At 40.7% G+C, this 26,547-nt stretch carries 19 protein-coding genes and 4 tRNA genes; 8 read left to right on the forward strand and 15 right to left on the reverse strand.

Going from position 1 to position 26,547, the window contains the following annotated elements; genetic code table 11:
• Nucleotides 1-2 precede the first annotated feature (2 nt).
• Entirely contained in the window at nt 3-3,200 is a 3,198-nt protein-coding gene (locus OO184_RS05090; RefSeq protein WP_265378252.1) for a non-ribosomal peptide synthetase, read from the forward strand.
• 55 nt (nt 3,201-3,255) lie between these two features.
• A complete protein-coding gene (locus tag OO184_RS05095) occupies nt 3,256-3,618 on the forward strand; it encodes a nuclear transport factor 2 family protein (RefSeq protein ID WP_265378253.1) in 363 nt (120 codons plus the stop codon).
• Between the two features lie 177 nt (nt 3,619-3,795).
• Here OO184_RS05095 and cheZ read toward each other — a convergent pair whose 3' ends face one another.
• The 14 genes from cheZ to cspE form a co-directional block, all read right to left on the reverse strand.
• Nucleotides 3,796-4,446 carry a protein phosphatase CheZ gene (gene cheZ, locus OO184_RS05100; protein WP_265378254.1) on the reverse strand — a complete coding sequence of 217 codons (651 nt, stop codon included), beginning with the start codon at nt 4,444-4,446 and terminating at the stop codon, nt 3,796-3,798.
• Nucleotides 4,447-4,455: 9 nt separating this feature from the next.
• Complete coding sequence (gene cheY, locus OO184_RS05105; protein WP_049582061.1) at nt 4,456-4,845, reverse strand: chemotaxis response regulator CheY; 390 nt, start codon at nt 4,843-4,845, stop codon at nt 4,456-4,458.
• Nucleotides 4,846-5,039: 194 nt separating this feature from the next.
• Entirely contained in the window at nt 5,040-6,092 is a 1,053-nt protein-coding gene (locus OO184_RS05110) for a protein-glutamate methylesterase/protein-glutamine glutaminase (RefSeq protein ID WP_265378255.1), read from the reverse strand.
• Nucleotides 6,085-6,975 carry a protein-glutamate O-methyltransferase CheR gene (cheR, locus tag OO184_RS05115; RefSeq protein ID WP_049582063.1) on the reverse strand — a complete coding sequence of 297 codons (891 nt, stop codon included), beginning with the start codon at nt 6,973-6,975 and terminating at the stop codon, nt 6,085-6,087. Before cheR ends, OO184_RS05110 begins: the two co-directional genes overlap by 8 nt.
• A gap of 6 nt (nt 6,976-6,981) precedes the next feature.
• Complete coding sequence (locus tag OO184_RS05120) at nt 6,982-8,616, reverse strand: methyl-accepting chemotaxis protein (protein WP_265378256.1); 1,635 nt, start codon at nt 8,614-8,616, stop codon at nt 6,982-6,984.
• Nucleotides 8,617-8,669: 53 nt separating this feature from the next.
• On the reverse strand, nt 8,670-10,373 hold the full coding sequence (locus OO184_RS05125) for a methyl-accepting chemotaxis protein (RefSeq protein ID WP_265378257.1): 1,704 nt from the start codon (nt 10,371-10,373) through the stop codon (nt 8,670-8,672).
• 168 nt (nt 10,374-10,541) lie between these two features.
• On the reverse strand, nt 10,542-11,039 hold the full coding sequence (gene cheW / locus OO184_RS05130) for a chemotaxis protein CheW (protein ID WP_265378258.1): 498 nt from the start codon (nt 11,037-11,039) through the stop codon (nt 10,542-10,544).
• 58 nt (nt 11,040-11,097) lie between these two features.
• Nucleotides 11,098-13,143 (reverse strand): chemotaxis protein CheA, encoded by a 2,046-nt coding sequence (gene cheA, locus OO184_RS05135; protein ID WP_265378259.1) that lies wholly within the window; start codon nt 13,141-13,143, stop codon nt 11,098-11,100.
• Between the two features lie 2 nt (nt 13,144-13,145).
• On the reverse strand, nt 13,146-14,147 hold the full coding sequence (motB, locus tag OO184_RS05140; RefSeq protein ID WP_265378260.1) for a flagellar motor protein MotB: 1,002 nt from the start codon (nt 14,145-14,147) through the stop codon (nt 13,146-13,148).
• Nucleotides 14,144-15,031: a flagellar motor stator protein MotA gene (gene motA / locus OO184_RS05145; RefSeq protein ID WP_036775785.1), complete on the reverse strand. Its 888-nt coding sequence runs from the start codon at nt 15,029-15,031 to the stop codon at nt 14,144-14,146. Before motA ends, motB begins: the two co-directional genes overlap by 4 nt.
• Nucleotides 15,032-15,166: 135 nt before the next feature.
• A complete protein-coding gene (gene flhC, locus OO184_RS05150) occupies nt 15,167-15,748 on the reverse strand; it encodes a flagellar transcriptional regulator FlhC (protein ID WP_088372025.1) in 582 nt (193 codons plus the stop codon).
• Nucleotides 15,749-15,751: 3 nt separating this feature from the next.
• Nucleotides 15,752-16,102 carry a flagellar transcriptional regulator FlhD gene (gene flhD / locus OO184_RS05155; protein WP_036775787.1) on the reverse strand — a complete coding sequence of 117 codons (351 nt, stop codon included), beginning with the start codon at nt 16,100-16,102 and terminating at the stop codon, nt 15,752-15,754.
• Nucleotides 16,103-19,890: 3,788 nt separating this feature from the next.
• Entirely contained in the window at nt 19,891-20,589 is a 699-nt protein-coding gene (locus tag OO184_RS05160; protein WP_265378261.1) for an MgtC family protein, read from the reverse strand.
• A gap of 453 nt (nt 20,590-21,042) precedes the next feature.
• Nucleotides 21,043-21,255 (reverse strand): transcription antiterminator/RNA stability regulator CspE, encoded by a 213-nt coding sequence (gene cspE, locus OO184_RS05165; RefSeq protein ID WP_010847246.1) that lies wholly within the window; start codon nt 21,253-21,255, stop codon nt 21,043-21,045.
• A gap of 483 nt (nt 21,256-21,738) precedes the next feature.
• Here cspE and OO184_RS05170 point away from each other — a divergent pair, with 483 nt between their 5' ends.
• Both OO184_RS05170 and OO184_RS05175 read left to right on the forward strand, forming a co-directional pair.
• On the forward strand, nt 21,739-22,242 hold the full coding sequence (locus OO184_RS05170) for a YlaC family protein (RefSeq protein WP_265378262.1): 504 nt from the start codon (nt 21,739-21,741) through the stop codon (nt 22,240-22,242).
• Nucleotides 22,243-22,388: 146 nt separating this feature from the next.
• Nucleotides 22,389-22,464 (forward strand) — tRNA-Asn (locus OO184_RS05175).
• 142 nt (nt 22,465-22,606) lie between these two features.
• Here the strand turns inward: OO184_RS05175 and OO184_RS05180 are convergent.
• Nucleotides 22,607-23,683, reverse strand: a complete 1,077-nt coding sequence (locus OO184_RS05180; protein ID WP_265378263.1) for a hypothetical protein — start codon at nt 23,681-23,683, stop codon at nt 22,607-22,609.
• A 701-nt stretch (nt 23,684-24,384) separates the two neighbouring features.
• Here OO184_RS05180 and OO184_RS05185 point away from each other — a divergent pair.
• From OO184_RS05185 to pyrC, 4 genes are all read left to right on the forward strand, one after another.
• A tRNA-Asn gene (locus OO184_RS05185) sits at nt 24,385-24,460 on the forward strand.
• Nucleotides 24,461-24,703: 243 nt separating this feature from the next.
• Nucleotides 24,704-24,779 (forward strand) — tRNA-Asn (locus OO184_RS05190).
• A gap of 260 nt (nt 24,780-25,039) precedes the next feature.
• Nucleotides 25,040-25,115: transfer RNA gene (locus tag OO184_RS05195), tRNA-Asn, on the forward strand.
• 218 nt (nt 25,116-25,333) lie between these two features.
• Entirely contained in the window at nt 25,334-26,386 is a 1,053-nt protein-coding gene (gene pyrC / locus OO184_RS05200) for a dihydroorotase (RefSeq protein WP_265378264.1), read from the forward strand.
• Nucleotides 26,387-26,547 lie beyond the last annotated feature (161 nt).

The raw sequence follows: 26,547 nt of genomic DNA on the forward strand, positions 1-26,547 counted from the left end.
ATATGAAACAACATCAAGGGAATTACTACCCTCTTACCGCAGCACAGCAGGAAATTTGGCTGGCTGAACAATTAAGTGCAAAAGCCGGAATTTATAATACGGGTTGTTATATTGATATTTCAGGCTACATCGATATTGAGACGCTTAACACGGCATTGACCCAGTTGATAGATGAAGCTGAGTGTTTACGGCTGGTGGTTGTACCGCAACAGCAAGGACCACAACAACAGATCGTGGCCAATCTGCAATGGACATGCCCGCTGATTGATTTATCTAACCATGTGGATGCGTTAACAGAAGCTGAAATCTGGATGAAGGCCGAATTGGTGCGACCGATGGAGTTAACACAGGGGCCGCTGTTTGGTTTTGCGCTGCTAAAAATCAGTGATGAACGCTATTTTTTGTTCATCCGTGTCCATCATCTGGCTAGTGATGCTTTTGGCACTACGTTGCTGATTCAGCGGCTTGCTGAACTGTATACCCAGAAATTAACTGGCGCTGATGAGCTGGAAAATCCTTTCGACCCCCTTAGCGATTTGCTGGCTTTTGATGAAGAATACCGTCGCTCGGAAAATTTTCAATGTGACCGTCAGTGGTGGTCACAGTATATGGCAGGCCGAAGTGAGCCACAGAGCCTTGCCGTGGGGGCGAAACCCGGTCAGTTCGCCGACGTAGGTTCGTTCAGTTGCACCCCATGTAAAATCCCGACAAAGGTCAATGATATTCTGCGTACTCTGAGTGAAGAGAGTGGAAGTAGTATGGCGCAAATTATTATTGCTATCGTTGCTTCCTGGATTTCTCGTATGACCGACAATCAGGATATTACTTTAGGTATGCCAGTAACTGCGCGTTCAGGGCGTGCGCTGCGTAATATTCCAGGTATGGTATCTAATGTATTACCTCTGCGTCTGACAATAGATTCTGCTCATTCCATAGGCGACATTAGTAAGCAGGTCAGCCAGGAAATCCGCCTGTTACTTAAACATCAGCAGTATCGTTCTGAAGATATCTATCGTGATTTACAGCGAAATGGTTCTGCCCCCCGCTTGTTTGCGCAGAATATTAATGTGATGCTGTTTAACAGCAATGTGAGCTTTGCGGGTAATTTGGGGCGTACCAAAAATTTGTCCAGTGGTCCGGTAGAAGACCTCTCCGTGACCATTTATTATCATGACGAAGGCGGCAGTTTGCAGTTTACGCTCGATACCAATGATAACCTCTACACTCCCCACGATATTAACCTCCAGAAATCTCTTTTTCAGCATTTCATCACTGAATTGCTGGCGGATATATCACGCCCCATTGGTGAACTGACATTGCCGGGTTGGCGTATAGGAGACAGCCTATTACCTGCACGGCGCGCAGTATTAAACGAGGAAACACTGGCCTCGCGCTTTGAACAACAAGCAATTGCAAGGCCAGATAGTGTGGCGCTGACTTATCAACAGGAAAAGGTGAGTTATACGGTATTGAACCAACGTGCTAACCAACTGGCGCGCTATCTGGTATCGCGGCAAATAGGCCCGGAACAGCGTGTCATGGTCTGCTTACCACGTTCTATTGAGATGATGGCGACACTGCTGGCTATCATCAAAGCTGGTGCTGCTTACGTGCCGGTGGAGGCAGATTATCCGCAAAGTCGTCTCGATTTTATGATTGACGATGCTGACCCTGCTTGTGTGATCACCACCAGCAAAATTGCGCAACGTCTGACAACCAACACGCCAATGTTATTACTGGATGACACCGCGTTGATCGCCCAGCTAGAAATGCAGAGTGTTGCTGATCTGTCTGATAAAGAGCGCTTGCAACCGCTGATTTCAGCGCATCCTGCTTATATTATTTACACCTCTGGCTCTACCGGCGTGCCCAAGGGCGTGGTAGTGACTCATCATAATGTGATGCGTTTGCTACAAAGTACTCAGCGCTGGTTTAATTTCTCTGAAACCGATTGTTGGACAATGTTTCACTCTTATGCTTTTGACTTTGCTGTCTGGGAGTGTTGGGGAGCATTGTTGAATGGCGGAAGATTGGTGATTGTTCCCTGGGAAGTCAGCCGTTCACCTACAGACTTTTTGCAGCTTTTGGTTAACGAAAAAGTGACGGTGTTAAATCAGACGCCTTCAGCGTTTCAGGCACTGATCCATGCTGATCGCGAAGCCCCTAAACTTGGGCAAAGCTTGGCGCTACGCATAGTGATTTTTGGCGGAGAAGCGCTGAATGCGCATATCCTGGAGGAGTGGTATCAAAGACACGATGATAACGCTCCTCGGTTGATCAACATGTATGGTATTACTGAAACCACTGTACATGTGACCTATTTCCCTCTTTCACGTGAAGTCGTTGCGCAGCCTGCTTCAAGCCTTATCGGCGAACCTATTGATGATCTCAGTATTTATATTCTTGATGAGGTTCAGTGTCCGGTCCCGGTAGGTTGTGTGGGTGAGATATATGTGGGCGGCGCAGGGGTAGCGCGTGGTTATCTGAATCGTCCTGAACTCACGGCTGAACGCTTTATTACTGATCCTTTTATCGGCACAGATGCGCGCATGTATCGTACTGGTGATCTGGCAAGATTGCGTCGGGATGGGGTATTGGACTTCCTTGGCCGTACTGACGATCAGGTTAAAATCCGCGGCTTCCGTATTGAATTGGGCGAGGTGGCGGCAGCGCTAAATGCACACCCTAATATCGTGCAGTCTGAGGTCATTGTGCGTGAAGATGAAGGTCAACAGAAGCGGTTGGTGGGTTATGCCATTGCTCATAAGGGTATTACGCTTGAACCGCAGTTAATACGGGCCAGTCTAGCCGCATACTTACCTGAAGCGATGATTCCAGCAACAATAGTGCAACTTGACCGCTTCCCGTTAACCATTAACGGAAAGTTAGATCGTAAGGCGTTGCCGAAACCCATATGGAATAGTGCAGTAGTCAATGAAAGTGGTTCTTCCAACCCTCAGGAACTCGCGCTTTGTTGTCTATTTGCCGAGTTGTTGGGATTAGAAAATATCTCTCCAAAGGACAATTTCTTTGAGCTCGGCGGCGAATCATTGGTTGCAATGCGGGTAATAGCAAGAGTGCGTAGTGACTTCGGCGTTGAAATAACGTTGCGCGATCTATTTAACGCACCGAGTGTCAGCCAACTTGTGCAGAGATTAAACACTTTGCAGCAGGAAAATGAAGTAGTCAGCCAGACCTAAATTTTTAACGTGATTATGCTGGCAAATAACAAATAAATAAAACAGAGGACAAAACATGATGAGCCGAATAAATGAATTAACCGCAGAGCTTCTCAGTTCAATGAATCAGTATGACCTTAAACAACTGGATAATATTTTTTCTGAAGATATTTCACTTTATTATCCGGGCCTTCCACCAATGGTAGGTAAAAAGATGTCGCTTACTTTTCTCAAGAAACTTTTCTCAAATTTTGAATATTTACATTTCACGCAAACTGGGTTCATTGCTAGTAATAACCAGGCTTGCGTTATTTGGGAAAATGAAGGGCGTCGTAAAAATAGTGATATTTATAGCAATATGGGCGTGACATTAATCGAAATTATGGACGATAAAATAATTCTCCTCAGCGATTACTTTAAATTTGAAGTGCCTCATTAAGTAGGATATCGCTGTAATAAAAGTTTGGTGTTCTCTGGATGTTGTATTTGGTTTAGATATTATTGCTATGCTCTTGTTTTATAAGGTAAAGAGAATAAGATTAATACCGTTCAACACCATTATTATATTTCCGAAAATCTTTAATCCTGCGTGGCAGGTTCACCCTGCCACATTTATTCAGAAACCTAAGCTATCCAGTAGATCATCGACCTGAGCCTGATTAGCAATAACGCCCACGCCGTTTTGGTTCACCTGCGGACCATTTAGCAAACTATCAGTCTCTTTCTTGGTTTTCGCCATCTGATCAGCCGGCATGTTTTCCATTAATACCATCACCAACTGTTTTTCTATTTCCTGAATAACATCCATCATCCGCTTGATAACCTGACCGGTAAGATCCTGAAAGTCTTGCGCCATCATGATCTCCAGCAGTTGAGCGTTAGTGAATGCGGTATGTTCAGGTACCGTATTGAGGTAATTCCGGGTATCCATAACCAATGAACGCGCCACAGGCATCTCAACTGGGTTTTCAAACCACTCATCCCAACGTTTTTTCAATGATATTGCCGATGACTCTAACTCATTTTGGCGAGGTTGCGCCGCTTCAACGCAATTAAGCGCCCTTTCCGCCGCCTGCGCTGTCATCTGCACAACATAGTCCAAACGTTCTCTCGCATCAGGTATTGCCTCAGCCGCCTGAGCAATAGTTTTATCCAATCCCAACTCACGTAAGCTATCACGCAACATACGCGTGAGCTGGCCGATACGGCTGATAATTTCACTGGCGCTAATGGTCTCATCCCTTGGCATGACTGGATTTACACTCATTATGTCTCCTTAGAGGCCCAGTTTTTCAAATATTTTGTTGAGCTTTTCTTCCAGAGTAGCTGCGGTAAAAGGTTTAACAACATAACCACTGGCCCCGGCTTGCGCGGCAGCAATGATATTTTCTTTCTTCGCTTCTGCGGTCACCATCAAAACCGGTATCTTAGCTAATTGAGCATCTTCACGAATGATTTTTAGTAACTCTAAACCATCCATGTTGGGCATATTCCAATCAGAGATAATAAAGTCAAATTGAGATGCACGAATCTTAGTCAGGGCTTCTGCCCCATCTTGAGCTTCTTCCACATTATTAAAGCCCAATTCTTTTAACAAGTTACGAACGATGCGACGCATGGTTGAAAAATCATCAACCACCAAAAATCTCAGATCCTTATTCGCCATAAAAACTCCTTGAAATTATTTATCAATCAGCGCAGGGCCGCTTAAAAAATTAAATTTATACCCGTCATCTTTCAAGTTGCCTCTTTGTTGGCTGCGCTCACTCACCCCGGTCACATAGTTATCTATGCTCCCGGGGATTCGCTCCCTAGCCGTCGCGATGCATCTTGAAATCCATAGGGTATATCCGATAGCGGTTAAATACGGACAGCTTGCCCCGAGCTTATTTTTGCCAGCATTCTCTTACTCATTTTGAGTATATCCATAACCTCATCCACCGCTCCCATTTGTATTGCCGCTCTTGGCATACCAAATACCACACAACTTGCTTCATCCTGCGCCAATGTGTACGCTCCAGCTTGCTTCATCTCCAGTAAACCTGCCGCGCCATCGCTGCCCATGCCAGTTAGTAACACGCCAACAGCATTTCTGCCGGCAAATTTAGCCACTGATCGGAACAACACATCTACAGACGGACGATGACGATTAACCGCCAGTGCATCGGTAATCAGAACCTGATAATCAGCGCCATTACGGCACAGTTCCATATGGCGATCACCCGGAGCAATGTAGGCGTGCCCCGGTAAAATCCGTTCACCATTTTCAGCCTCTTTGACGGTAATTTGGCTAAGTTTATTCAGCCGTTCAGCAAAAGAACGAGTAAAACCGGGTGGCATATGTTGAGTAATGAGCAGTGCCGGGCTGGTGACAGGTAACGGTTGCAACAAATTTTTTATGGCTTCCGTTCCGCCAGTAGAAGCCCCTACTGCTATCAGTTTTTCACTGGATAACAAAGGCTTAAAACTTAATGGAGCAGAACTTATCGGCGTAGTTATTGGCACAGACAGTTTAGCCTGTGCTGCTGTCCGTATTTTCTCCGCAATAAGTTCACTGTAAGCCAGCATGCCTTCACGAATACCCAATTGAGGTTTGGTTACAAAATCAACAGCACCAAGTTCCAATGCCCTTAATGTGATTTCAGAGCCTTTGGCTGTCAGAGAAGAGATCATAACCACCGGCATTGGCCGTAAACGCATTAATTTTTCCAGAAAATCAATGCCATCCATACGCGGCATTTCAACATCCAGTGTAAGTACCTGCGGGTTATGCTTTTTAATTAGATCACGTGCTACCAGTGGATCTGGAGCACAAGCCACTACCTCCATATCCGGGTGGCTATTGATGATCTCTCGCATGATTTGACGCATCAGCGCTGAATCATCGACACAAAGAACAGTTATTTTATTCATGACCTCTCCTTGCCCGGCCTACACCGTAAACGGTCTGTCCTTGCAAGTAGAATTCCCGGCTTATTTGAGTGACATTTTCAGAATGCCCCGCAAAGAGCAATCCATCGGGTTTTAACAAAGCAACAAAATGACGCAGTATCCGTTCCTGCGTCTTTTTATCAAAATAAATCATAACATTACGGCAAAAGATGGCATCAAACTTCTCTTCAAACGGCCAATTAGGATCTAACAGGTTTAGATGCTGGAATGTCACCATGTCAGCAAGTTGGGGCCGGACACGCGCATAACCTTCATAAGATCCAACACCTTTATAAAAGTATCGCTTTTTCTGTTGATCGGTCAGTTGACGCAACTCATCCAATCGATAAACCCCTTTGCGTGCTTTTTCCAGTACATGGGTATCAATATCACTGGCAATAATTTTTACTTGGTGAAAACGTTCCCCCAATACATCGCTTAGCGTCATTGCAATCGAATATGGCTCTTCTCCTGTCGATGCCGCTGCACTCCATACTCGATACGCTCCATTCTTCTTACTTGCATGTTTAGCTAACAGAGGAAAATGATGAGCTTCCCTGAAAAAAGCCGTCAGGTTAGTTGTCAACGCATTGACAAATTCCTGCCACTCCTCACTACCCATGTCGTTTTCAAGAATGAACAGGTATTGCCCAAAATCACGTATTCCAAGGGTACGCAAACGCCGAATTAAACGGTTGTAAACCATCTCCCGTTTATGTGCGGCCAGCACAATACCCGCACGTTGATAGATAAGCTGGCAGATGCGCTTAAAATGCGCATCTGACATGGTATAACGCTGAATCATGTGATTCAGCGGCGAAGATGACAAACTACTTGTCGCTGAAGCAATTAAACTTGGTTTCATCTGGCCTCAACGAGTCTGACTGACTGCCCCTTCGCTATCCGCAGACCTCAGCGTCAGTGAAAGTTCATTTTCAAGCTTATTTTCTGAATTATCAGGTAACTCAAACTGTGCCACTATTTGCACCAAAATATCGGCCTGGTCTTCAAGCGCCGCTGCTGCTGCTGCCGACTGTTCAACCAATGCAGCGTTCTGCTGAGTAACTTGATCCATTTGTGTAACAGCTTGTGCTACCTGATGAATACCCCGACTTTGTTCATCAGATGCCGCAGCAATTTCAGCCATCAGATCCGTCACCTGATTTACAGAAACCACCAATTCATTCATGGTCTTCCCGGCATGGCTAACCAACTCGGAACCTTGGCTTACACGTTGAACGGATTCACTAATTAATGTTTTAATCTCTTTCGCTGCTTCGGCACTTCGTTGAGCAAGATCCCTCACTTCTCCGGCAACAACAGAGAAACCTCGCCCTTGTTCACCGGCCCGTGCTGCTTCCACCGCCGCATTCAGCGCCAGAATGTTGGTCTGAAATGCAATGCCATCAATAACGCTGATAATGGCGCTGATTTTCTGTGAGCTATTGGCAATTGCATCCATTGTTTCCACAACATCAACTGTCAGTTCGCCTCCTTTAGAAGCTGTTTTCGATGCAGATACCGCCAATTCACTGGCCTGACGAGCATTTTCCGCGTTCTGACGTACAGTTGCAGTCAGTTGTTCCATACTGGCTGCGGTTTCTTCCAATGATGCCGCTTGCTCTTCAGTGCGGGAGGAGAGATCGGTATTACCCTGAGTAATTTCCTGAATACCGCTATACATTAAGTTGGTATTCTCTTTTACCAAAGTAATGGAATTAACAAGTGAACGTTGCATTTCACGCAATTTGAAAAACACTTCACCAATTTCATCTTGGGTGAAAACAGAAACCTCTTTATTGAGTTTTCCTTCCGCAACATTCTGGAAGTGACTACGCATATTGGCAAAAGGTCTGAGCAGATTCTTTTTTAACCACCAATGAGCCGCCCAGGCAACAACCAGTACCATTAAGATCGCACCGGCAAACATAGCAACGGCAATTTGGTAATAAAGACGACCATCTTGTACCGCAGTTGTAATTTCTTCTCCGATATACTGCATGTAATGGTTGAAATCAGATTCAAGTTGCTGCTGATACTTTTCTGTCGGCTGGTTTAAGAATGCATCATAATTACCACTTTCTAAAAAAACCGAGAGTTCTCTAAGCGCTTTGATATATTCCTTATAACTGGTTTCTACCGAAGCCAGTAATACGCTGCTACCATCCTCTTCATTTAATTTAGGCAGCGCAATAAACTCGGCAAAATGCATCTCCGCCCTATCCAAAGTCTCCTTAACATTAGCGATCATACTCTCAATATGAGCTTCAGATTGTTGCAGCGTTTTCCCTACAGCGATTCGATTAAGTGTATTACGCGATTGCAGCAAAGCTGCCCAGCTCAACCCTAAAGAATCCCTCTTCTGTGTTCCCAGATCAATTCGTTCAATATAGGATTGATCTGCATGAATGATTCCAAGTGATAAACCACTTGAGATCATCTGCATTACACAAAACATCATCAGTAACAGATATAAACTGGTTGATATACGAAGCCTGCCTAACATGTAATCACCTCTGTTAACGGCTGCATATGCAGCCGCGGTTATCGCTTAGTGTTTTAAAATGTTTCCCAATTAGCTTGCTCTTCCACATTGTTGACTTTCTTCAACACCGGTGGATTCGATTTAGCAGGAGGAGTTTTAACCACAGGCAAATGCTCAATTTTCATTTCGGGTTGAGATTTATCGTCAAGATTCGGTAATTGGAATAGAGAAACCAGTTTCTTTAATCCAGCCGCTTGATCTTCCAGTGCAGCCGCAGCCGCAGCGGATTGCTCAACTAAAGCCGCATTTTGTTGTGTTACACGATCCATTTCAGAGATAGCCAGACCAACCTGAGTTATCCCTCTGCTTTGTTCATCAGATGCAGATGCAATTTCACCCATAATGTCAGTTACACGGGTGACTGAACTGACAATGTTATTCATTGTTTCACCGGCGCTCTCAACCAGAACAGAACCAGTATCTGCGCGGCTCACTGAATCTTCTATTAATGCTTTGATCTCTTTTGCCGCCTCAGCACTACGCTGTGCAAGGTTACGCACTTCTCCTGCCACAACCGCAAACCCGCGTCCATGTTCACCGGCACGTGCGGCTTCCACGGCGGCATTCAGCGCCAAGATGTTAGTCTGGAACGCAATAGCATCAATAACACTGGTAATATCGGAAATTTTCTGAGAACTACCGGCAATTTCACGCATTGTCTGTACAACATTCGCCACAACTTTCCCACCCTGACGGGCAACTTCAGATGCACTATCAGCCAGGTTACTTGCCTGACGAGCATTTTCCGCATTTTGACGTACAGTTGCTGTCAATTGTTCCATACTGGCGGCAGTTTCTTCTAAAGAAGCAACCTGTTCCTCAGTACGCGAGGAGAGATCATTATTTCCCGCAGCAATTTCACTGGTTCCGTCATAAATACTTTCGCTGCTCTGACGAACACTAGTGACAGTAGTGATAAATTCTTTTTGCATATGCTTCAGGCCAATGGCTAACGTACTCATCTCATTTCTGCCTGAAACAGTAATATTTTGTGTCAAATTACCGGTAGAAAGCGCCTTAATGTTCTCCAATAATTTGTTTAACGGATTGAGCAAACTATGCTTGATGCTAACCCAACTAAAAATCATGGCTGAAACCAGAATCAGCATGACAATACCCAACATAATCATCGCATTTCTGTAGGAGATATTTGCATCAAATACCACATCAGAATAGAGGTGATCGTTTTGGGTCAAATAGAAGTTATATTCTTCCTCAAAAGCACTCTGATATTTGCCCGTTGGCTGGTTGAAAAATTCTACCGTTCGATCATGTTCAATCAGAACAATAAGCTCATGCAGCGCTGAAATATAAACATCATAGGCTTTTTTAAGACGATTAAGACTTTCTGATTCATGAATAGGCAATTTAGCAGTCTGTTCGTATTGTTCAAAACGCTGCTCTGCAATAGAAAGGTTACTTCTGGCATCAGTCAGTAACTGCTCCAACGTGTAGTAATTATCGACACCTTTGACACCCTCATCTTTTTGCATCATGTAGCGAATGCCAGCACGATTCAAACTATTACGAGCTTGTAACAAATTAACCCAAGTGTCATTTAAAAATGTCTGCTGTTCCCGCATTTTATCCAGTATTTCTAGATTTTCTTTGTTACTTTTCAACTCATGGAAGAAAAGTCCCCCGGATACAAATTGCAGAGCACCAAATAATATGATGACCGCCATCAGCCCGGTCACTATTTTCATTCGGTTAAACATGTTTTCCCTTTTTACAATAGATCAGCATGGCTCTGTTATCGGCATCACCAAGGAAAACTTTACTGGTTGAATAAAAGAAATTTGAATATTTTTTCTGATTTGGAATTTACGGGAATTATAGACAAGAATTGGCTGCCATCTGTCGATGATGGCAGCCACATTTAATGATTAGTTTTTAGCCACTGAATCGACTAACGCCATCTCTTCACTATTAAGCAATTTCTCAATATCCACTAAAATCAGCATGCGATCATCGAGTGAGCCTAATCCCGTCAGATATTCGGTAGATAACGTCACTGCAAATTCAGGCGCCGGGCAGATTTGCTCAGCTTTGAGTGATAAAACATCCGAAACGCCATCAACCACAATACCCACTACCCGGTTTAACAGATTCAGAACAATAACAACGGTATTATCATTATAGGTAACCGTTTCTTGAGCAAATTTAATTCTCAGGTCAATAATAGGCACAATAACGCCACGTAGATTGGTTATCCCTTTAATGAATGCCGGAGTATTTGCAATACGGGTGACCTGATCATAGCCCCGGATCTCCTGTACTTTCAGTATTTCGATACCATACTCTTCATTACCTAGGGTAAAGATCAGATACCCTTCCCCGGCAGTTTCTCCTGACAATTTATTAAACGCTTCTATAGCCGACATGATCTTACCTTTTACTGTGAGATTGACGATTTCCTATGGGGATACTCCCCCATTCAACTCAGTGCTTATTTTTTGCTAATAACTCAGCTTTGCTAAGTGCCAATTGGTCATGATTGAGTTGCTGCAAAGCAGAAACATCAATAATCAGCGCCACGCTACCATCACCCATAATTGTGGCAGCGGAGATCCCCGGTACTTTGCGATAGTTACTTTCGATATTTTTCACGACCACTTGATGTTGTCCAACTAATTGATCAACCAGCAAAGCATAACGACGGCCAGCACTTTGTACTATCACAATAATTCCTTGCGTCGGATCTATTTTGGCATCAGGAATATCAAAAACCCGGTATAACTTAATTAGCGGCAAGTATTCTCCTCTGACATGCAATAATTTTTCATCGCCCGCCAAGGGATAAATATCTTCTTCCTGCGGCTGAAGAGAACTCACCACCGCACTCAATGGCAAAATAAACACTTCGTCATTCACTTTCACTGACATACCATCAAGGATTGCCAGTGTCAGAGGCAACAAAATCCGCGTCACTGTCCCTTTACCGGCCTGGAAGTTAATCTGGATTTGTCCTCCCATTTCCTGAATATTTCGCTTAACCACGTCCATTCCTACACCGCGGCCAGATACATCTGTTACAACTTCAGCCGTGGAAAAACCTGGGGCAAAAATCAACATAGCAACTTCTTCATTACTCATGTTTTCGCTAACCGACAATCCTTGTGACATCGCTTTAGCCAGAATCTTTTCACGATTTAGCCCGGCGCCGTCATCCACGACTTCAATACAGATATTCCCTCCCTGATGTTCAGCAGAAAGTGTCAGGTTGCCCGTTTCAGGTTTGCCCGCAGCAAGCCGAGCTTCTGGCTCTTCAATACCATGATCCAGACTGTTACGGACTAGATGAGTTAGGGGATCAATAATGCGTTCGATTAAACTTTTATCCAATTCAGTGGAACTGCCAACCAAAGTGAGATCCACTTTTTTATTCAGCTTGCTAGCAAGATCCCTGACTAAACGCGGGTAACGGCTAAACACATATTCCATTGGCATCATACGAATAGACATCACAGATTCTTGCAAGTCTCTGGAGTTTCGCTGCAACTGCACCATGCAATTTAACAAATCGCCATGCAAAGTCGGTTCAAGAGCGTTACAGTGCTGAGCTAACATAGATTGGGTAATAACCAATTCACCAACCAGGTTTATCAGTTGATCAACTTTCTCAACCGCAACCCGAATACTGGAAGATTCTGCCCGTTGACGTGGCGATCCAGCCGGTGGTGTCGGCGCAGGGCGCCCGACAGGCGGAGTGGAGCCTTTTTCCGGCATAGTTGTTTTAACGACGTTAGCTGTATCTTTATTTTTAACTTTGTCTTTGGGTTCAGCTACCGGCAAGAAAGTGATCTGTTCCGGCTCAATAACAAAACAGAGCACTGCGGTGATATCGTCCTCTGTGGCTGATGTTACCAATGATGCTTCAACGCTATCTCTAGTCTGTTCAGCATCGTAAACCTCCCCCAGATTACTCAGCTCATCAAGCATCAGAGAAACTTCACGCTCTTTCAGACCAGAAAGATGAACCCGAACTCTGCCTTGCTGGTTTTCAGCCGCAACAAGTTCCGATTTTAATTCTGGCTCAGATTCAGGCACCTCCGGCGTCACCGCATCTACGACAGACTCAACCCCGCCTTCATTCTCTTCCTGTACTTCCAATGCAAGCTGGCGCAAAGTCTCACAGATGTAGGTAAACGCACTTTCATCCGGCTCCTGAGAACTTTTATAGGCATCCAACTGTTGCTGCATAATATCTTTCGCTTCTAAAAACAGGTTGATAATATCAGTCGTCAGACTCATTTCATCTCGTCTGGCGCTGTCCAGCAAATTTTCCAGAACATGCGTGGTTTGCTGTAGTTTGATAAAACCAAAAGTCGCAGCGCCACCTTTTATTGAGTGAGCACTACGAAAAATAGCATTCAATTGCTCCTGATCCGGCTCATCAGGATCGAGCTGCAATAGATGCTGCTCCATATCCTCCAGCAATTCGTCTGCTTCATCAAAAAAGGTCTGATAAAACTCGGTAATATCCATTGTTACTTTGTCACCTTAGTCGGTACACGATTAGACTCAGCGCTCAGCGATGCTGGTGCTGGCTGGGCCAATACTGTGATTTCATTAGACTGTTGTGTTGGCCTACTTTCAGTCGAATCCTTTCCAATCACCTCGTGAATTTCCTGACTATCATTAATAATCAAGGAATTGCTGCCAGTGTTTTGCTGTTCAATCCGCTCTTCCGCTTGCTTATTGAGCACTAAGATACTGATGCGACGGTTAACCGGGGCGCTGGCATCTTCCTGTTTCAGGCGAACCGTTGAAGCCATGCCAACCACCCGCAATATCTTTCCTTCATCTAGCCCACCTATCAACAGCTCTCTCCTTGATGCATTCGCCCGATCTGCGGAAAGCTCCCAGTTACTGTAACCACGCTCGCCATTAGCATATTTCAAGTCATCGGTATGACCGGATAGGCTGATTTTATTGGGAATATCGTTCAAGATTGGTGCAATAGCCCGCAAAATGTCACTCATGTAACTTTCAACTTTTGCACTGCCAACCATAAACATTGGCCGGTTTTCCCGGTCAATAATTTGGATACGTAACCCTTCATCCATCATGTCAATCAACAGATGTGGACGTAATGCTTTAAGGCGGGGATCAGTAATGATCAATTGATCAAGTTGTTCACGCAGCCTATTTAATTTGCGAGCCTCATCATTAGCTTCAACGACTTCAACCTGACGCAGAATATCGCCTTCCTGATGAAGTATATCTTCTCCTCCTCCTGGAATAGGATTGGAGCTATCACTGCTACGCTCGCCTTTATTGATTGCAACTTGTAACGGGGTACGGAAATATTCTGCAATTCGGGTCAGTTCTTGCGGGCTGGAAATCGCCAGCAGCCACATAACCAGAAAAAACGCCATCATGGCGGTCATAAAGTCAGCATAAGCAATTTTCCATGAACCGCCATGATGTTTGATGCCATTTCTTTTACGTCTTTTTACCCTAATGACAGAGACGTTACGCGCCTTCATGCTTGCTCTTCAGTTTCTTGCTGGACAGGCGCTTTTACCCGGCGAACATGTTCTTCCAATTCAGTGAAAGAAGGACGATCTGTGAGGTACAGTGTTTTACGACCAAATTCAACAGCGATTTGCGGTGCATAACCATTCAGACTGGATAATAATGTCACTTTAATGCATTGCATCATTTTAATGTGTTCACCACTGCGTTGACGCAGCAATGTCGCCAGTGGTGATATAAAACCATATGCCAACAAAATACCGAGGAATGTCCCAACCATTGCATGAGCAATCAGCACGCCAAGCTCCCCTGCCGGGCGATCTGCCGAACCTAAGGCATTAACAACCCCCATAACTGCGGCGACAATACCAAAAGCAGGAAGAGAATCTCCAACCATCGTCAAACTGGTTGCCGGGATCTCACTTTCCTGCTCATAAGTTTCAATTTCTTCATCCATCAAAGCTTCAATTTCATGAGGATTCATATTGCCGCTGACAATCAATCGCATGTAGTCAGTGATAAAATCCATCAAATGCTTATCCTTAAGCAAACGCGGATACTGGGTGAAAATATCACTCTGCTGAGGATGTTCGATATCTCGCTCTAATGCTAAGACACCATGCATGCGGGATTTTGCTAGCAACCGGAAAAGCAACGCCATCAGATCCATATACATCACTTTGTTATATTTAGATCTACGCATTACCTTTGGCAAAACACGCAATGTTGCCTTAATCGCTTTTCCGTTGTTACCCACAATAAAAGCACCGATACCAGCACCAGTGATAATTAAAAATTCAGCAGGTTGATAAAGTGCGCCTAAATGACCACCTACAATCAGGTAACCACCAATTACCGCACCAAAAACTACGATATATCCTAAAAGTACTAACACGCGATATCCTTTAGCTAAGTTGGTGAGCGGATGGGAAATTGAACAGTCTGAATCCAGAATGGTTGTGGTTTCAATACAGGTTACAGGAGAAAAAGTACCATCCGTAACCTGTAGGAATAATTTTCCCATTTAAATTCATACTGCGTGCTGAGCAAGTCCATCCAGCAGTTGTGAATTAGTATCGGCAGACTGAGAGGAAAGTTTACGTTTTTTTACTGCACGCGATGGCGGTTGGCAAAGGCTACAAACGAAGCTATTCACAGGTTGATGAGCATGAGTAATAAAAGTTCCACCACAAGTACGGCACTGTGAAGGTTGCAACATGCCGCTGTCGACAAAACGTACCAAAGTCCAGGCGCGAGTCAACGCCAAAACCGGGACATCTCCTTCAACAGGGGGACATTGTTCAAGATAGAGTCGATACGCTTTAACAACAGCTTCTACACCTTCACAATAACCACTCTTGAGCAAAAAACGATAGGCATTATAGAACATCGATGAATGAATATTCTGTTCCCACGTCATAAACCAATCAGTTGAAAAAGGCAGCATCCCTTTTGGCGGGGGGCTTCCCCTCAATTCTTTATAAAGCTTAATCAGTCGCCCTCTGCTCAATTGCGTTTCACTTTCAAGCATTTGTAACCGTGCCCCCAAAGTGATGAGTTCCATCGCCAACTGTATATCCTTAGCTTCTTGAACTATACTTTTCTCGGCCATCTCTTATGCTCTTTTTTTCACTGACGTATCATCTTTCGAAGATAACTTCTGAAATAAATGAGTAGATAACAAAATGCCTGTATGTATTTGTTGTAAATCATCCACTCGAGATTCCCTAGTAAGCTGCTGAATAGTTTCACTGTCTTCGAACCGGAAATTACAGACTAATTGATTAGTCTCAGCGAGCTTGACCAACTGAGGTAATGTCAATTCAGACAACGTATCAGCCATAGAATCACTAATACCTAAACGGAACATCGCTGACGCTTTTTCATGGTTAATTAATCGCTGAGCTAAAAGCAAATACGATAAATTTATGTCATAAATATGTTTGAGCAATTCAACCGTACTCATTTCTCTATCCCGTCCGATTACATTAAAAAATCAGTTAAGTGTTCGAAAAACCACTCGTGACAAAATTCCTAAAATAGCTTAGGGATTAATAATCTCTTACATAACTAAAATATACAGGCTTAGTCAGAGCAGTAACCATCCTTTGTATTACTTTTGATTCATCCAACTTCAAAAATATTACGGTAGTGAGCTACAAAAGTATTATTGCGTTACCTGATATAACATTTTTCATTGGCGATTAAGAATATTCTTAATACGGAACAACTTTACTCCTGAATCATCGACTTATACAACGGAAAGAGGGCGCAATTTTAAATACTATGTGACATAACTCACAAAAACAAGGGCTTTTAATATGCATTTAATCGATGAATTGCTCATTAACTATTCAAACAATTAAATAAAATCCGAATTCTCAATTTTAATAAGTTAAATTATCTAAATAAAAATATTAGATATATTTTTTGATTTTATACGATCTATTAAACTTATAAATTTAAAATAACGATAAAAAATCCTATCCTTAGTCAAACTAGCATCAAAAAAGACAGTTTTATCCCTGAGTAATAAGTATAAACAATCATCTTATTCTGAGATCCGGTATCTCCATTTGTACGATAAAACAGATTAAGTTTATGTAAAATTTAGTTGCAAAAAAGATACTGGTATGATCACTTTTCGTTTAGATTTGTGCTTTTTTTAACCTAAAGGCTTAACTAAAAATGTATACCCCCATGCGCAGATAACACTAACCATACAAAAATAGCATAAAATACAGTAAGATAATGAATAAAAAAACAACTATAACAACATTTTATTGATTGCATAACAACCAATATCCAGCATAGAGATAGCCAGAAAAATAGGCCTATTTCGACTCTCGACAACCCAAATAGCAGCAAAAACCATTAGAAAAATTTATCAAAAATCATACCTCATAATATAATAATGCACAAAACCCTTCTATTAATTACTTTATCTTTTTCATCTTTAATCTTCATACTTCAAATTAACCATTAATTAAATTTACACATTATCAATATATATATTTTAAAAACATTAGGCATTTTAAACGGATTGAATGTGATTTATTATCCTTAAAATCTGCTGTAAAGCTCTATAATAGATACAATTCCAGAAATAAAATCCCCAATTTATATAAATATATAACTTTATTGAATATCTATCATAAATAAAATTACTACCATTTATATAATACAAGAAATAGATAGTTTACACATTAATATTTAAATAAAAAATACACACCATTTCCGAACTCACATATTCTTATAATACAAACTAGATGAAATATTAAAAGTTATTTTTCTCATCTTTCATTATTTCATATGAAATTTACGATCACCATCCCAAAAACATTATTTTCATATATAAAAAACATAGCTAATGACGTCATTAATCTATATCAAAAACGTCATTTTTTTATATTATAAGAATAGATAGAATAATTAAATGTACAGAAAAAAAATAATTCATTGAGATTTATTGCAAAAATAATCAGCAGTAATAAAAATCAATATCATTTCCAACCAGAATAATGAAATTATAATTATTGGTAACAGAAAGACCCTGATATTCCATGAAAAAATGGAAAAAATAGAACTTTGATAAGAAATTTATTTACCCATATAAATAGTAGTGATAATTTTCCGAGTAATTATAATTATTCATCAAATATGACAGTTAATGCAACAATCGATTACAACCTAACCTAATCACAGAAAATACTCTCAGAGCAAAGACGCTAAACCCAATAGTTCATCAAACAAGAAAGGAATATAGATATCGAGAATCATTATCAATTATGTAATCAATAACACTGGAAATGTCTCTGTTTTTTGGACAAAACACATCCCTTACACGCATAATATATGAACAAAAAATACCTGAGGAAGTAACAATTCAATACACTAATCTGGCTGAAATAAAACTCAACTAGCAGAATTTTTCACTAAAAAAATAATTAATATCAATAGATATATCCACACAGCTAAAAATGATACAAGCTAGCTCTATCAGCACCATAGAATATCCAATATTTTTAATCCCTCATTTATAATCTTTTTCTCAGGATATAAAAAAGCTAAGAAATATCATACATCAGATCTTGTACTAGTAAACGAATATCTTGTACCAGAAAGAATGGAATAAAGTCTCTGGTAATCAACACTAAAAAAACATTACCAAAGTTCAAACTTGTCGTTATATTCAATCACTTGATAATACTCCCACTCGCTCTCTTCTCTTAACTACCCTTCATTTAACCCGCTTAAGTTCTTACCAAGGCTGGTAATATCTATCGCTTTTTTTGCACTATCTGTACCTTTGCCAACAAAAACTCCTACATCAGCAGATCTCAATACCATAGCATCATTAATGTTATCATCAAGAAACCAACCGTATACCCGTTCTTTTGCAACACAGGATTTTTACGATGCACAGTTTGCTAAATACCAATTTGATTTCATTTCTCAAGATTTCAGTCGCTATCAGCTCTGTTTGTTAGAATGTTAAAATAACTTTGAATTCTAACCCTACACCATAACAAATCCTGACAGTAATAGCAGAGTTACCCTTGGTAAGAACTCTTGCTGCCACTCCACTCTCTCTTAATACAGAAATAACAGAAACTACCCCCTCTCTACTGGCTCAAGGAAAGTTAGCAACTCCTGTAATATCATCACTCTTTCATCACCATAAAGATGAGCTGCATTTTTACTTTATCATCGGATAAATATCGAACTGTTAAATTAATACCCTAAAATCTTGTCTGATGGTAACCATTGGCAGCCTTCATTATTTTTTCACGACATTCTCCATCAAGCAGAATTATTATCTATTTTACTCTTATATAAGAACAAACTTAGATCATTTCTTCTACTTAGCCTTTGAAAATAATTGATATTTTCACTGAAAATTCTAGGCAGAAACGAGCAACTGACAGCAAACCAAATTAAATATCAACTCATCAATTTTTCTGTACCCACGTATGATACCTATATCAGGTTTACCACGACTAAATTCTGATATAAGAGTAACAATGTTAACAATCAATCTAACAACAATAACTAAGGCTAAGAATACCGCATCGAACGACTTTTACCCGGTGAAACCATTAATCAACAATACCATCCAAAACTATTACGGGTATAAAGCAAATTTGTAATCAACCTGACTTACGACCAAACGTAATCTGAAATCCACAGTTAACGACAGATTTAATTGTAACAATGGTAGCTGTTTGACTAGTATCACTTCCCATATCTGTCTCAAATAGCACACGAACATAATCTCGTCTAGCACAAGATATCCGATCAGTTATTCTCCCTACCAAGATCGGAAAAACCACAACGCAGTACTGACTGACACTACCGTTTTAATCACAAGCTTCACAGCTTTGTTTATAATTTGTTCTTGCCAAAATTACCTACGTATAAATAAAAGCATCACGGGCGAAATATTCACCTTAATGATTCGGAAACCTTAAATTATTCGGAAAATAGTGCTATACCCAATGGATTTCAAGATGCATCGCGACGGCAAGGGAGCGAATCCCCGGGAGCATAGAGAACTATGTGACCGGGGTGAGCGAGTGCAGCCAACAAAGAGGCAACTTGAAAGATAACGGGTATAAATGGTTTCTTGATTACACGTTGCCCAACCGGGAAAACACACCATAGGCAACGCTTTGTTTGTTTCTTATGACGAAACACCATTCGTCAATGGTAATTCTTTATCAAACTAGTGATGCTGTTTTATACAAAAGATTTTCAGATCGAGGGTTCAGAAGCAATTTTCCAGTTTACTGAGCTAACGCTCTTTTCCAGACTTATACGACAAACAATTGCTTCTATCTCTTTTTGCTCAGCCAGTGTTGCTAACACTTCAGCACGCACTTCAAATTTTCCAGGTTGAACCCTGTCGGCGAAACTTAGAGATTGTAACCTAACAGCTACTCCATTGAGAGCCTGTAATACCAAGGTTCTCACCAGAATTTCGTCATCACTGTCACACACTACGTGAATTTTATAACACTGCGCCTGTTCAGTGGCCTGCTGCCTGGGCTGTAAATTAATACGTTGGGCAGCTTCACGTAACAATATATTTGCGCAGAGAATAATGGCGGTTGCTATCGCAGCTAGCCAATATTGCCCAAGGCCACACAACACGCCAATTCCAGCAGAGCACCATAGAGTTGCTGCGGTATTTAATCCACGAATATTCATACCTTCCCGCATAATGACGCCAGCACCAAGGAAACCAATGCCTGAAACAACTTGTGCAGCAATACGACCGGCACTATCGGGTGAAGTTGTTATTGAACTGAGGATAAAAACTGCCGCGCCGGTCGCAACTAATGCATTAGTTCTTAAACCAGCCATACGTTGGCGCCATTGGCGCTCAGCACCAATTAATGCACCAAAACACATAGCCGATAATAAATGAAAGACAAAAGGAGTTATTAACATGACATTCTCCATACAACCAAATGGATAAATAATCATGTGCATTTATTTTGCACACAGAAATGTATGCTGAATGTTTAATTCAGCCCTATTTTCTGTCCATACCAGGAGGTAGCAAAGCGTAAATATATAACAGCATAATAAAAACCCAATATACTATCCTGACCACTTGACTAAGTACCGGATAACACCATTTTTTTGAGTAAGTACAGCTCAGATATTTTGAGTGGTACTGCCCGCTTTATTTGGCAAGCAGCAAATCGGAAGGAAATGAACAGCTTGCCGTTTTATTGTCTATTTAACTGAAAACTTTGACTGTCCAATGGCTATCTCTCCAATAAAATTTGGACGAAGTATAATCAGGAGTAATTAATAAGTAAAGAAGGATATGACTTTAATCAAGAAAAAGCCCACCACTATAGAAAATAGCGACAGGCTTAAAAATCATCCAAGCAATCAGATAGCTGTTACGTTTGCTGCTGCTGGACCTTTCGCACCATTTTCAATGGTGAATTCTACGTTCTGGCCTTCTGCCAAAGTTTTGAAACCGTTACCCTGAATGGCAGAGAAGTGAACGAATACGTCTTTGCTACCGTCAGCTGGGGTAATGAAACCGAAGCCTTTAGACTCGTTGAACCACTTCACTTGACCTTTCATTTTGTCAGACATTGTGACTTTCCTATATATCGAAAAAATTTTGCCACCATTGGGCATGTATTGGCCAGTTATATCAGCTATTACTTATGGAGGCACTAAGAAGGAAACGCGTCAACAAAGGCTATCTGAGGATAACACTTACACATAACTCATTAACTCAAGATGTCGTACATAAAGTAGGTCTGTTTATCAGGCCGGCTGCATTAACTCATGATAGAAAAGGAATAGCAACCTTTTTATGCACTGGTGTTTTAAAAAAAATATTTATGCTCATTATTAAAGCAATTATTTAACAAACAATGTCATTAGTTATAAATTTTTTTGATTTATTCAACCTTTATCTTAATGAAAGCACTAGAGTTAATCTTAGTCAATAACAGTTGGCAGATTAAAATAAGACAACTGATCTACGTAAGATTACCTCCGCCATGCTAACCTTGAGGGCAAATAGTGATGAAAATATTTCACTTTTCCTTTGCTTAATCAGGTCAATATATGAATATCATTAAACAGATACTGATTCAGGATCTTGAACGAATCAACATTGCAGAACAACGTGATGGTAAACCTCGTTTTAACAGCCAGTTTATCAATCATCATCCTTATCTCTGCCTGGCTATGTTTGTATCCTACCTGTTTCTCGCCGCACTTATTTGGTATACCCCATATTTTAATTTATTTTCACTGCTCGCTTTTACAGTACTCTTCATTATTATGTCAGCGGTTTTATTATTCGAAATCAAACCTGTGTATCGGTTTGATGATATCGGCGTACTTGATCTACGAGTGTGTTACAACGGCGAATGGTTCGTTAGCGAAAAAATCTCAGATTGCGCAATCAAAGAGCTCTGTTCCCATCCTCATGTTCCATTGGCAATAAAAGATGAAATCAAACGCATTATACACATGAAAGGTGAAATTCATTTTTATGATGTTTATATCATGGCATTTCCTGAACAATCACATATAGCAATATCGTTGCCGATCATGGATAGCTGATAATGAACAAAGGTACTCAATTTCAGTAAAATAGTACAATTGTAATACAATACGTTCACACGGCGAGCAAATAACAAAATAATAAACTTTTTGCGTTGACAGATTTTAAATTCATCGCTAATATTCGCCCCGTTCTCAGGAACGATTCCTCCATAGTTCAGTCGGTAGAACGGCGGACTGTTAATCCGTATGTCACTGGTTCAAGTCCAGTTGGAGGAGCCAAATTTCAGCCCAGAGATACTCAAGAGAATCTCTGACATGCATAAGATAACTGGTATAAAAACAGTTAATATGCAAGAAAAGCCCAATGTGAATTGGGCTTTTTTCTATATAAACAATAACACATTCACGAGCACCAAGCCAATTAGTCCAGAACTACCTTGTAAGTCTTCTCTTTAGATTTATGCAATATATTCACTTCACCAACAAATGATATTTCGTAATGAATTTTTACTTGACCATTACCTATATAATTAAAGAAATCAACTCCACCCGGCTGACCATCAGCATTTTCTTCAGGCTTAATCACAGCTAACCGGAAAATATTATCTTCACTACCTTGCAAAGAATCTATCTTTAATACTAACTCTCCTGTATCCCGATTGTCAGCAGAATACCCTCTTATATGTACTGTACCTTTTTTCAACTCCCTACCTTTAAGTTTAGCATCGCTGACCAGAATATTGATGTCATAATCAATAATATTCTCACCAATTGGTCGGCCCTTGTTTTCATCATATTCTTCAATATAAGGTATTTCTAAATCGCGACGAACCTGAATTGTTGAAGAATCCTCATCAAGTTCTACAAATACACGTTGAATAGCAGAAAATCTAGCAGTACCACTTTCGCTAATAGTGTAATAAAGGCTATCGTGTTTACCTTCAGTAAGGAGAACACTTTTTACCGGCAAACTACGAATATCACCGCTATTTTGCACACCAGGAACAACCTCAACATTATCATTATCAAAAACAAACTTCAGATCATGTTTATCTAAGATATTGGAATCAGTAAAAAGTACTTTAACTCCTGCTTTTATATCGTCACTGCTAATAACATTATCATAATGTGCCGGATATACAGGTGCTGCCAATCCTATTGATTTCAGTTTAAATCGATTAAGCACGGCTTTCGCTACCACACCACCACTAGCATCCGTTACTTCAACATCAAAACCAATTGTAGCGTTAACCTTCTGATCTGTCTTAATTTTTACTAATATTTCAGACGCTCTACTAACGGAATTAAATATGCTATCTTTATTTACGATTTCATATTCGCCTTCATTCAAGCCATTCACTACGACTTTACTTTTGTAATTTTCTAGTGGTACAGAACCATCATCATCCTGTAAAACTACAAACAATCGTAATGGAACGTTAAACCAGTCTTTATGTGAAACCCAGTTAGTGACATCAGTATTAATTAAAAACTTCATGACTTCTCCTCATCTATTTTATAGAAATCACCAGAAAATTAGCCACTCTTTTAGGAGGGATATTATTTTCTTATTTTATATTTAAAATTATTTTTGCCTCCTCACCAACTATTTAATTTAAGATTTTTTCTGAAATGGTTTTTATTCATTTCATTGCATTTTATATGTACATACAAATATATTATTAAATTGAGAATATCTTAGTGCACTAGCAGTAAATGAGATTTAATTATCAATGACAAGCTCTTTAATATTCGCTTTAGCATGGATTAATATCATGTTTTCCAAATCAAAGCTCAGATAATAAATTACTTTTTCAGTTAATAATTATAGCCGAGTAAATCTGCTAATAAATATCAAAATACAATAAGTGATCTATTAAAACAGATCAAATAGGAAAATTACCATAAAATATAAAAATATCATAAATAACACCAAGGAAAAATTAACTGATATATATTTAATTATATTTTTAATGATCATGATTAATTATTTTCCAAATAAAAAATATAGATTACATTTTCAACATCTAATTATCATAGAAAAATATCAGTTAATTCTCATATTTCTTGAGCTGAAAATTTAATTGACTAAAAAACATCACTTTGAACACCAGTTAACCAATTAAACTCAATTTTCACTTTTCCCCTTTGACAAGCCCAAAATACCCAGATATTATTCGCCTCGTTGTCAAGGACAATTCCTCCATAGTTCAGTCGGTAGAACGGCGGACTGTTAATCCGTATGTCACTGGTTCGAGTCCAGTTGGAGGAGCCAAATTCATAAGAAAGCCCGCCTAGCGCGGGTTTTTTGCATTCCTGATCCCACCATTACTTACAATGTAATGTAATAATTCCGATCAACCTGCTTCCTAATAGCATACATTTCCAGCAAATACCCCTTATTCGGCATAAAAACAGATCAATAAGCTCAGTTTGCCAGCAAGCAAACTATTTTTGTTATTTTCTACTTTGACAAAGCAAAAACATACCGTTAATATGCATCCCGTTGTTAAGGAGTTCCTCCATAGTTCAGTCGGTAGAACGGCGGACTGTTAATCCGTATGTCACTGGTTCAAGTCCAGTTGGAGGAGCCAAATTATGAAAATCCCGCTTAAGGCGGGATTTTTGCTATTCTGCCCCCTCTACTTACATTCTCCACCACCATTTACTCATAACATAAGCACAATAATTCTACTCAACTTACGTTAATGGAATAAAATTCCATCACCCCTAAACTAATTAGCATAAAAATATAACAACAAGTGCATTTTGCCAGCAAACAAACCACTTTTATCATTTTCTACTTTGACAAAGCCGAAGCATATCACTAATATACGCCGCGTTGTGAAGGAGTTCCTCCATAGTTCAGTCGGTAGAACGGCGGACTGTTAATCCGTATGTCACTGGTTCGAGTCCAGTTGGAGGAGCCAACTTCATTTCTATTTTTACCCTCCTACTTCGTTTTTTCCTTTGTTATAAGAAAATCCACCTCTGATTACCCTAACCTAATTGATTTAACTGACTTTTTTCTAAAAATTATATTCATTAATAGCTATTCGAGCATTTTAGCTTTATCATCCATTCCCGGCCTGAATATGCTGAACTCAGCATCTTTCGTTCCTATCATATATACTGGAGCCGGTTTCTCATGACCACTGAATCATACACAATAAAAATCCGCCGCCCTGATGACTGGCACATTCATTTTCGTGATGGTGAAATGCTAAAAACCGTCGTTCCCTATACCAGTCATTACTTTGGCCGAGCTATCGTCATGCCTAATCTGCTTTCACCGATCACAGAAGTGGTCAGCGCCAAGGCCTATAGAGACAGAATATTAGCAGCCATTCCCAAAGGGCATCGCTTCCAGCCTCTTATGACCTGTTATCTTACTGACACTACTGAAAGCTCTCAGATAGAAATAGGTTATAAAGAAGGTATTTTTACCGCCTGTAAGCTCTACCCTGCCAATGCCACAACCAATTCAAGTCACGGCGTCTCTGATATAAAGAATATTTATCCACTATTAGCAGTGATGGAAAAACTGGGGATGCCTCTGCTCGTCCACGGCGAGGTTACTGCTTCTCATATTGATATTTTTGATCGAGAAGCCCGTTTTATTGAACAAGTTATGGAACCACTACGTAACCAGTTCCCAGTACTGAAAGTTGTGTTTGAACACATCACTACCAAAGAAGCTGCACAATATGTGCTGGAAAGCGATGACAATCTGGCAGCGACATTAACTCCACAACATCTCATGTTCAATCGCAACCATATGCTGGTTGGCGGGATTCGTCCACACCTGTACTGCCTGCCTGTGCTGAAACGCAATGTACATCAAGAGGCTTTGCGGGCAGCCGTCGCCAGTGGCTGTGATCGCTTCTTCCTAGGTACAGATTCGGCGCCACATGCACAACATAAAAAAGAGTCCTCCTGTGGTTGTGCCGGCGTCTTTAACGCACCATCAGCGTTACCTGCTTATGCAACAGTGTTTGAAGAGATGAATGCATTACAGCATTTTGAAGCTTTCTGTTCACTTAATGGCCCTAAATTTTACGGGCTACCTGTCAATGAAGGCTTTATCGAACTGACTCGCAAACCTGCTACCATTATTGAACACATCGATTGCAATAATGAAAGGCTTATTCCATTTTTGGCTGGCGAAGATGCCCGTTGGGATGTGAAAGTAATCGACTGATATAACATGAGGGGATAGTCATTATCCCCATTAATTTACATAGTTATCAATGCACCAACAAATTGACTCATAATTCCTAACAAAAAACCTTCTTACTTTCATTAAAAAGCATATACTAACTAGTGACTCATTCAAGAATGAGGCAGTTTGCTCTTAGTCAA

It is taken from the genome of Photorhabdus aballayi (assembly GCF_026153155.1).
GTDB lineage: Bacteria > Pseudomonadota > Gammaproteobacteria > Enterobacterales > Enterobacteriaceae > Photorhabdus > Photorhabdus luminescens.

Coding starts and splice junctions, on each gene's coding strand:
- OO184_RS05090 (WP_265378252.1), top strand. CDS start 3: ATGAAACAACATCAAGGGAATTACTACCCTCTTACCGCAGCACAGCAG.
- OO184_RS05095 (WP_265378253.1), top strand. CDS start 3,256: ATGATGAGCCGAATAAATGAATTAACCGCAGAGCTTCTCAGTTCAATG.
- cheZ (WP_265378254.1), bottom strand. CDS start 4,446: ATGAGTGTAAATCCAGTCATGCCAAGGGATGAGACCATTAGCGCCAGT.
- cheY (WP_049582061.1), bottom strand. CDS start 4,845: ATGGCGAATAAGGATCTGAGATTTTTGGTGGTTGATGATTTTTCAACC.
- OO184_RS05110 (WP_265378255.1), bottom strand. CDS start 6,092: ATGAATAAAATAACTGTTCTTTGTGTCGATGATTCAGCGCTGATGCGT.
- cheR (WP_049582063.1), bottom strand. CDS start 6,975: ATGAAACCAAGTTTAATTGCTTCAGCGACAAGTAGTTTGTCATCTTCG.
- OO184_RS05120 (WP_265378256.1), bottom strand. CDS start 8,616: ATGTTAGGCAGGCTTCGTATATCAACCAGTTTATATCTGTTACTGATG.
- OO184_RS05125 (WP_265378257.1), bottom strand. CDS start 10,373: ATGTTTAACCGAATGAAAATAGTGACCGGGCTGATGGCGGTCATCATA.
- cheW (WP_265378258.1), bottom strand. CDS start 11,039: ATGTCGGCTATAGAAGCGTTTAATAAATTGTCAGGAGAAACTGCCGGG.
- cheA (WP_265378259.1), bottom strand. CDS start 13,143: ATGGATATTACCGAGTTTTATCAGACCTTTTTTGATGAAGCAGACGAA.
- motB (WP_265378260.1), bottom strand. CDS start 14,147: ATGAAGGCGCGTAACGTCTCTGTCATTAGGGTAAAAAGACGTAAAAGA.
- flhC (WP_088372025.1), bottom strand. CDS start 15,748: ATGGCCGAGAAAAGTATAGTTCAAGAAGCTAAGGATATACAGTTGGCG.
- flhD (WP_036775787.1), bottom strand. CDS start 16,102: ATGAGTACGGTTGAATTGCTCAAACATATTTATGACATAAATTTATCG.
- OO184_RS05160 (WP_265378261.1), bottom strand. CDS start 20,589: ATGTTAATAACTCCTTTTGTCTTTCATTTATTATCGGCTATGTGTTTT.
- cspE (WP_010847246.1), bottom strand. CDS start 21,255: ATGTCTGACAAAATGAAAGGTCAAGTGAAGTGGTTCAACGAGTCTAAA.
- OO184_RS05170 (WP_265378262.1), top strand. CDS start 21,739: ATGAATATCATTAAACAGATACTGATTCAGGATCTTGAACGAATCAAC.
- OO184_RS05180 (WP_265378263.1), bottom strand. CDS start 23,683: ATGAAGTTTTTAATTAATACTGATGTCACTAACTGGGTTTCACATAAA.
- pyrC (WP_265378264.1), top strand. CDS start 25,334: ATGACCACTGAATCATACACAATAAAAATCCGCCGCCCTGATGACTGG.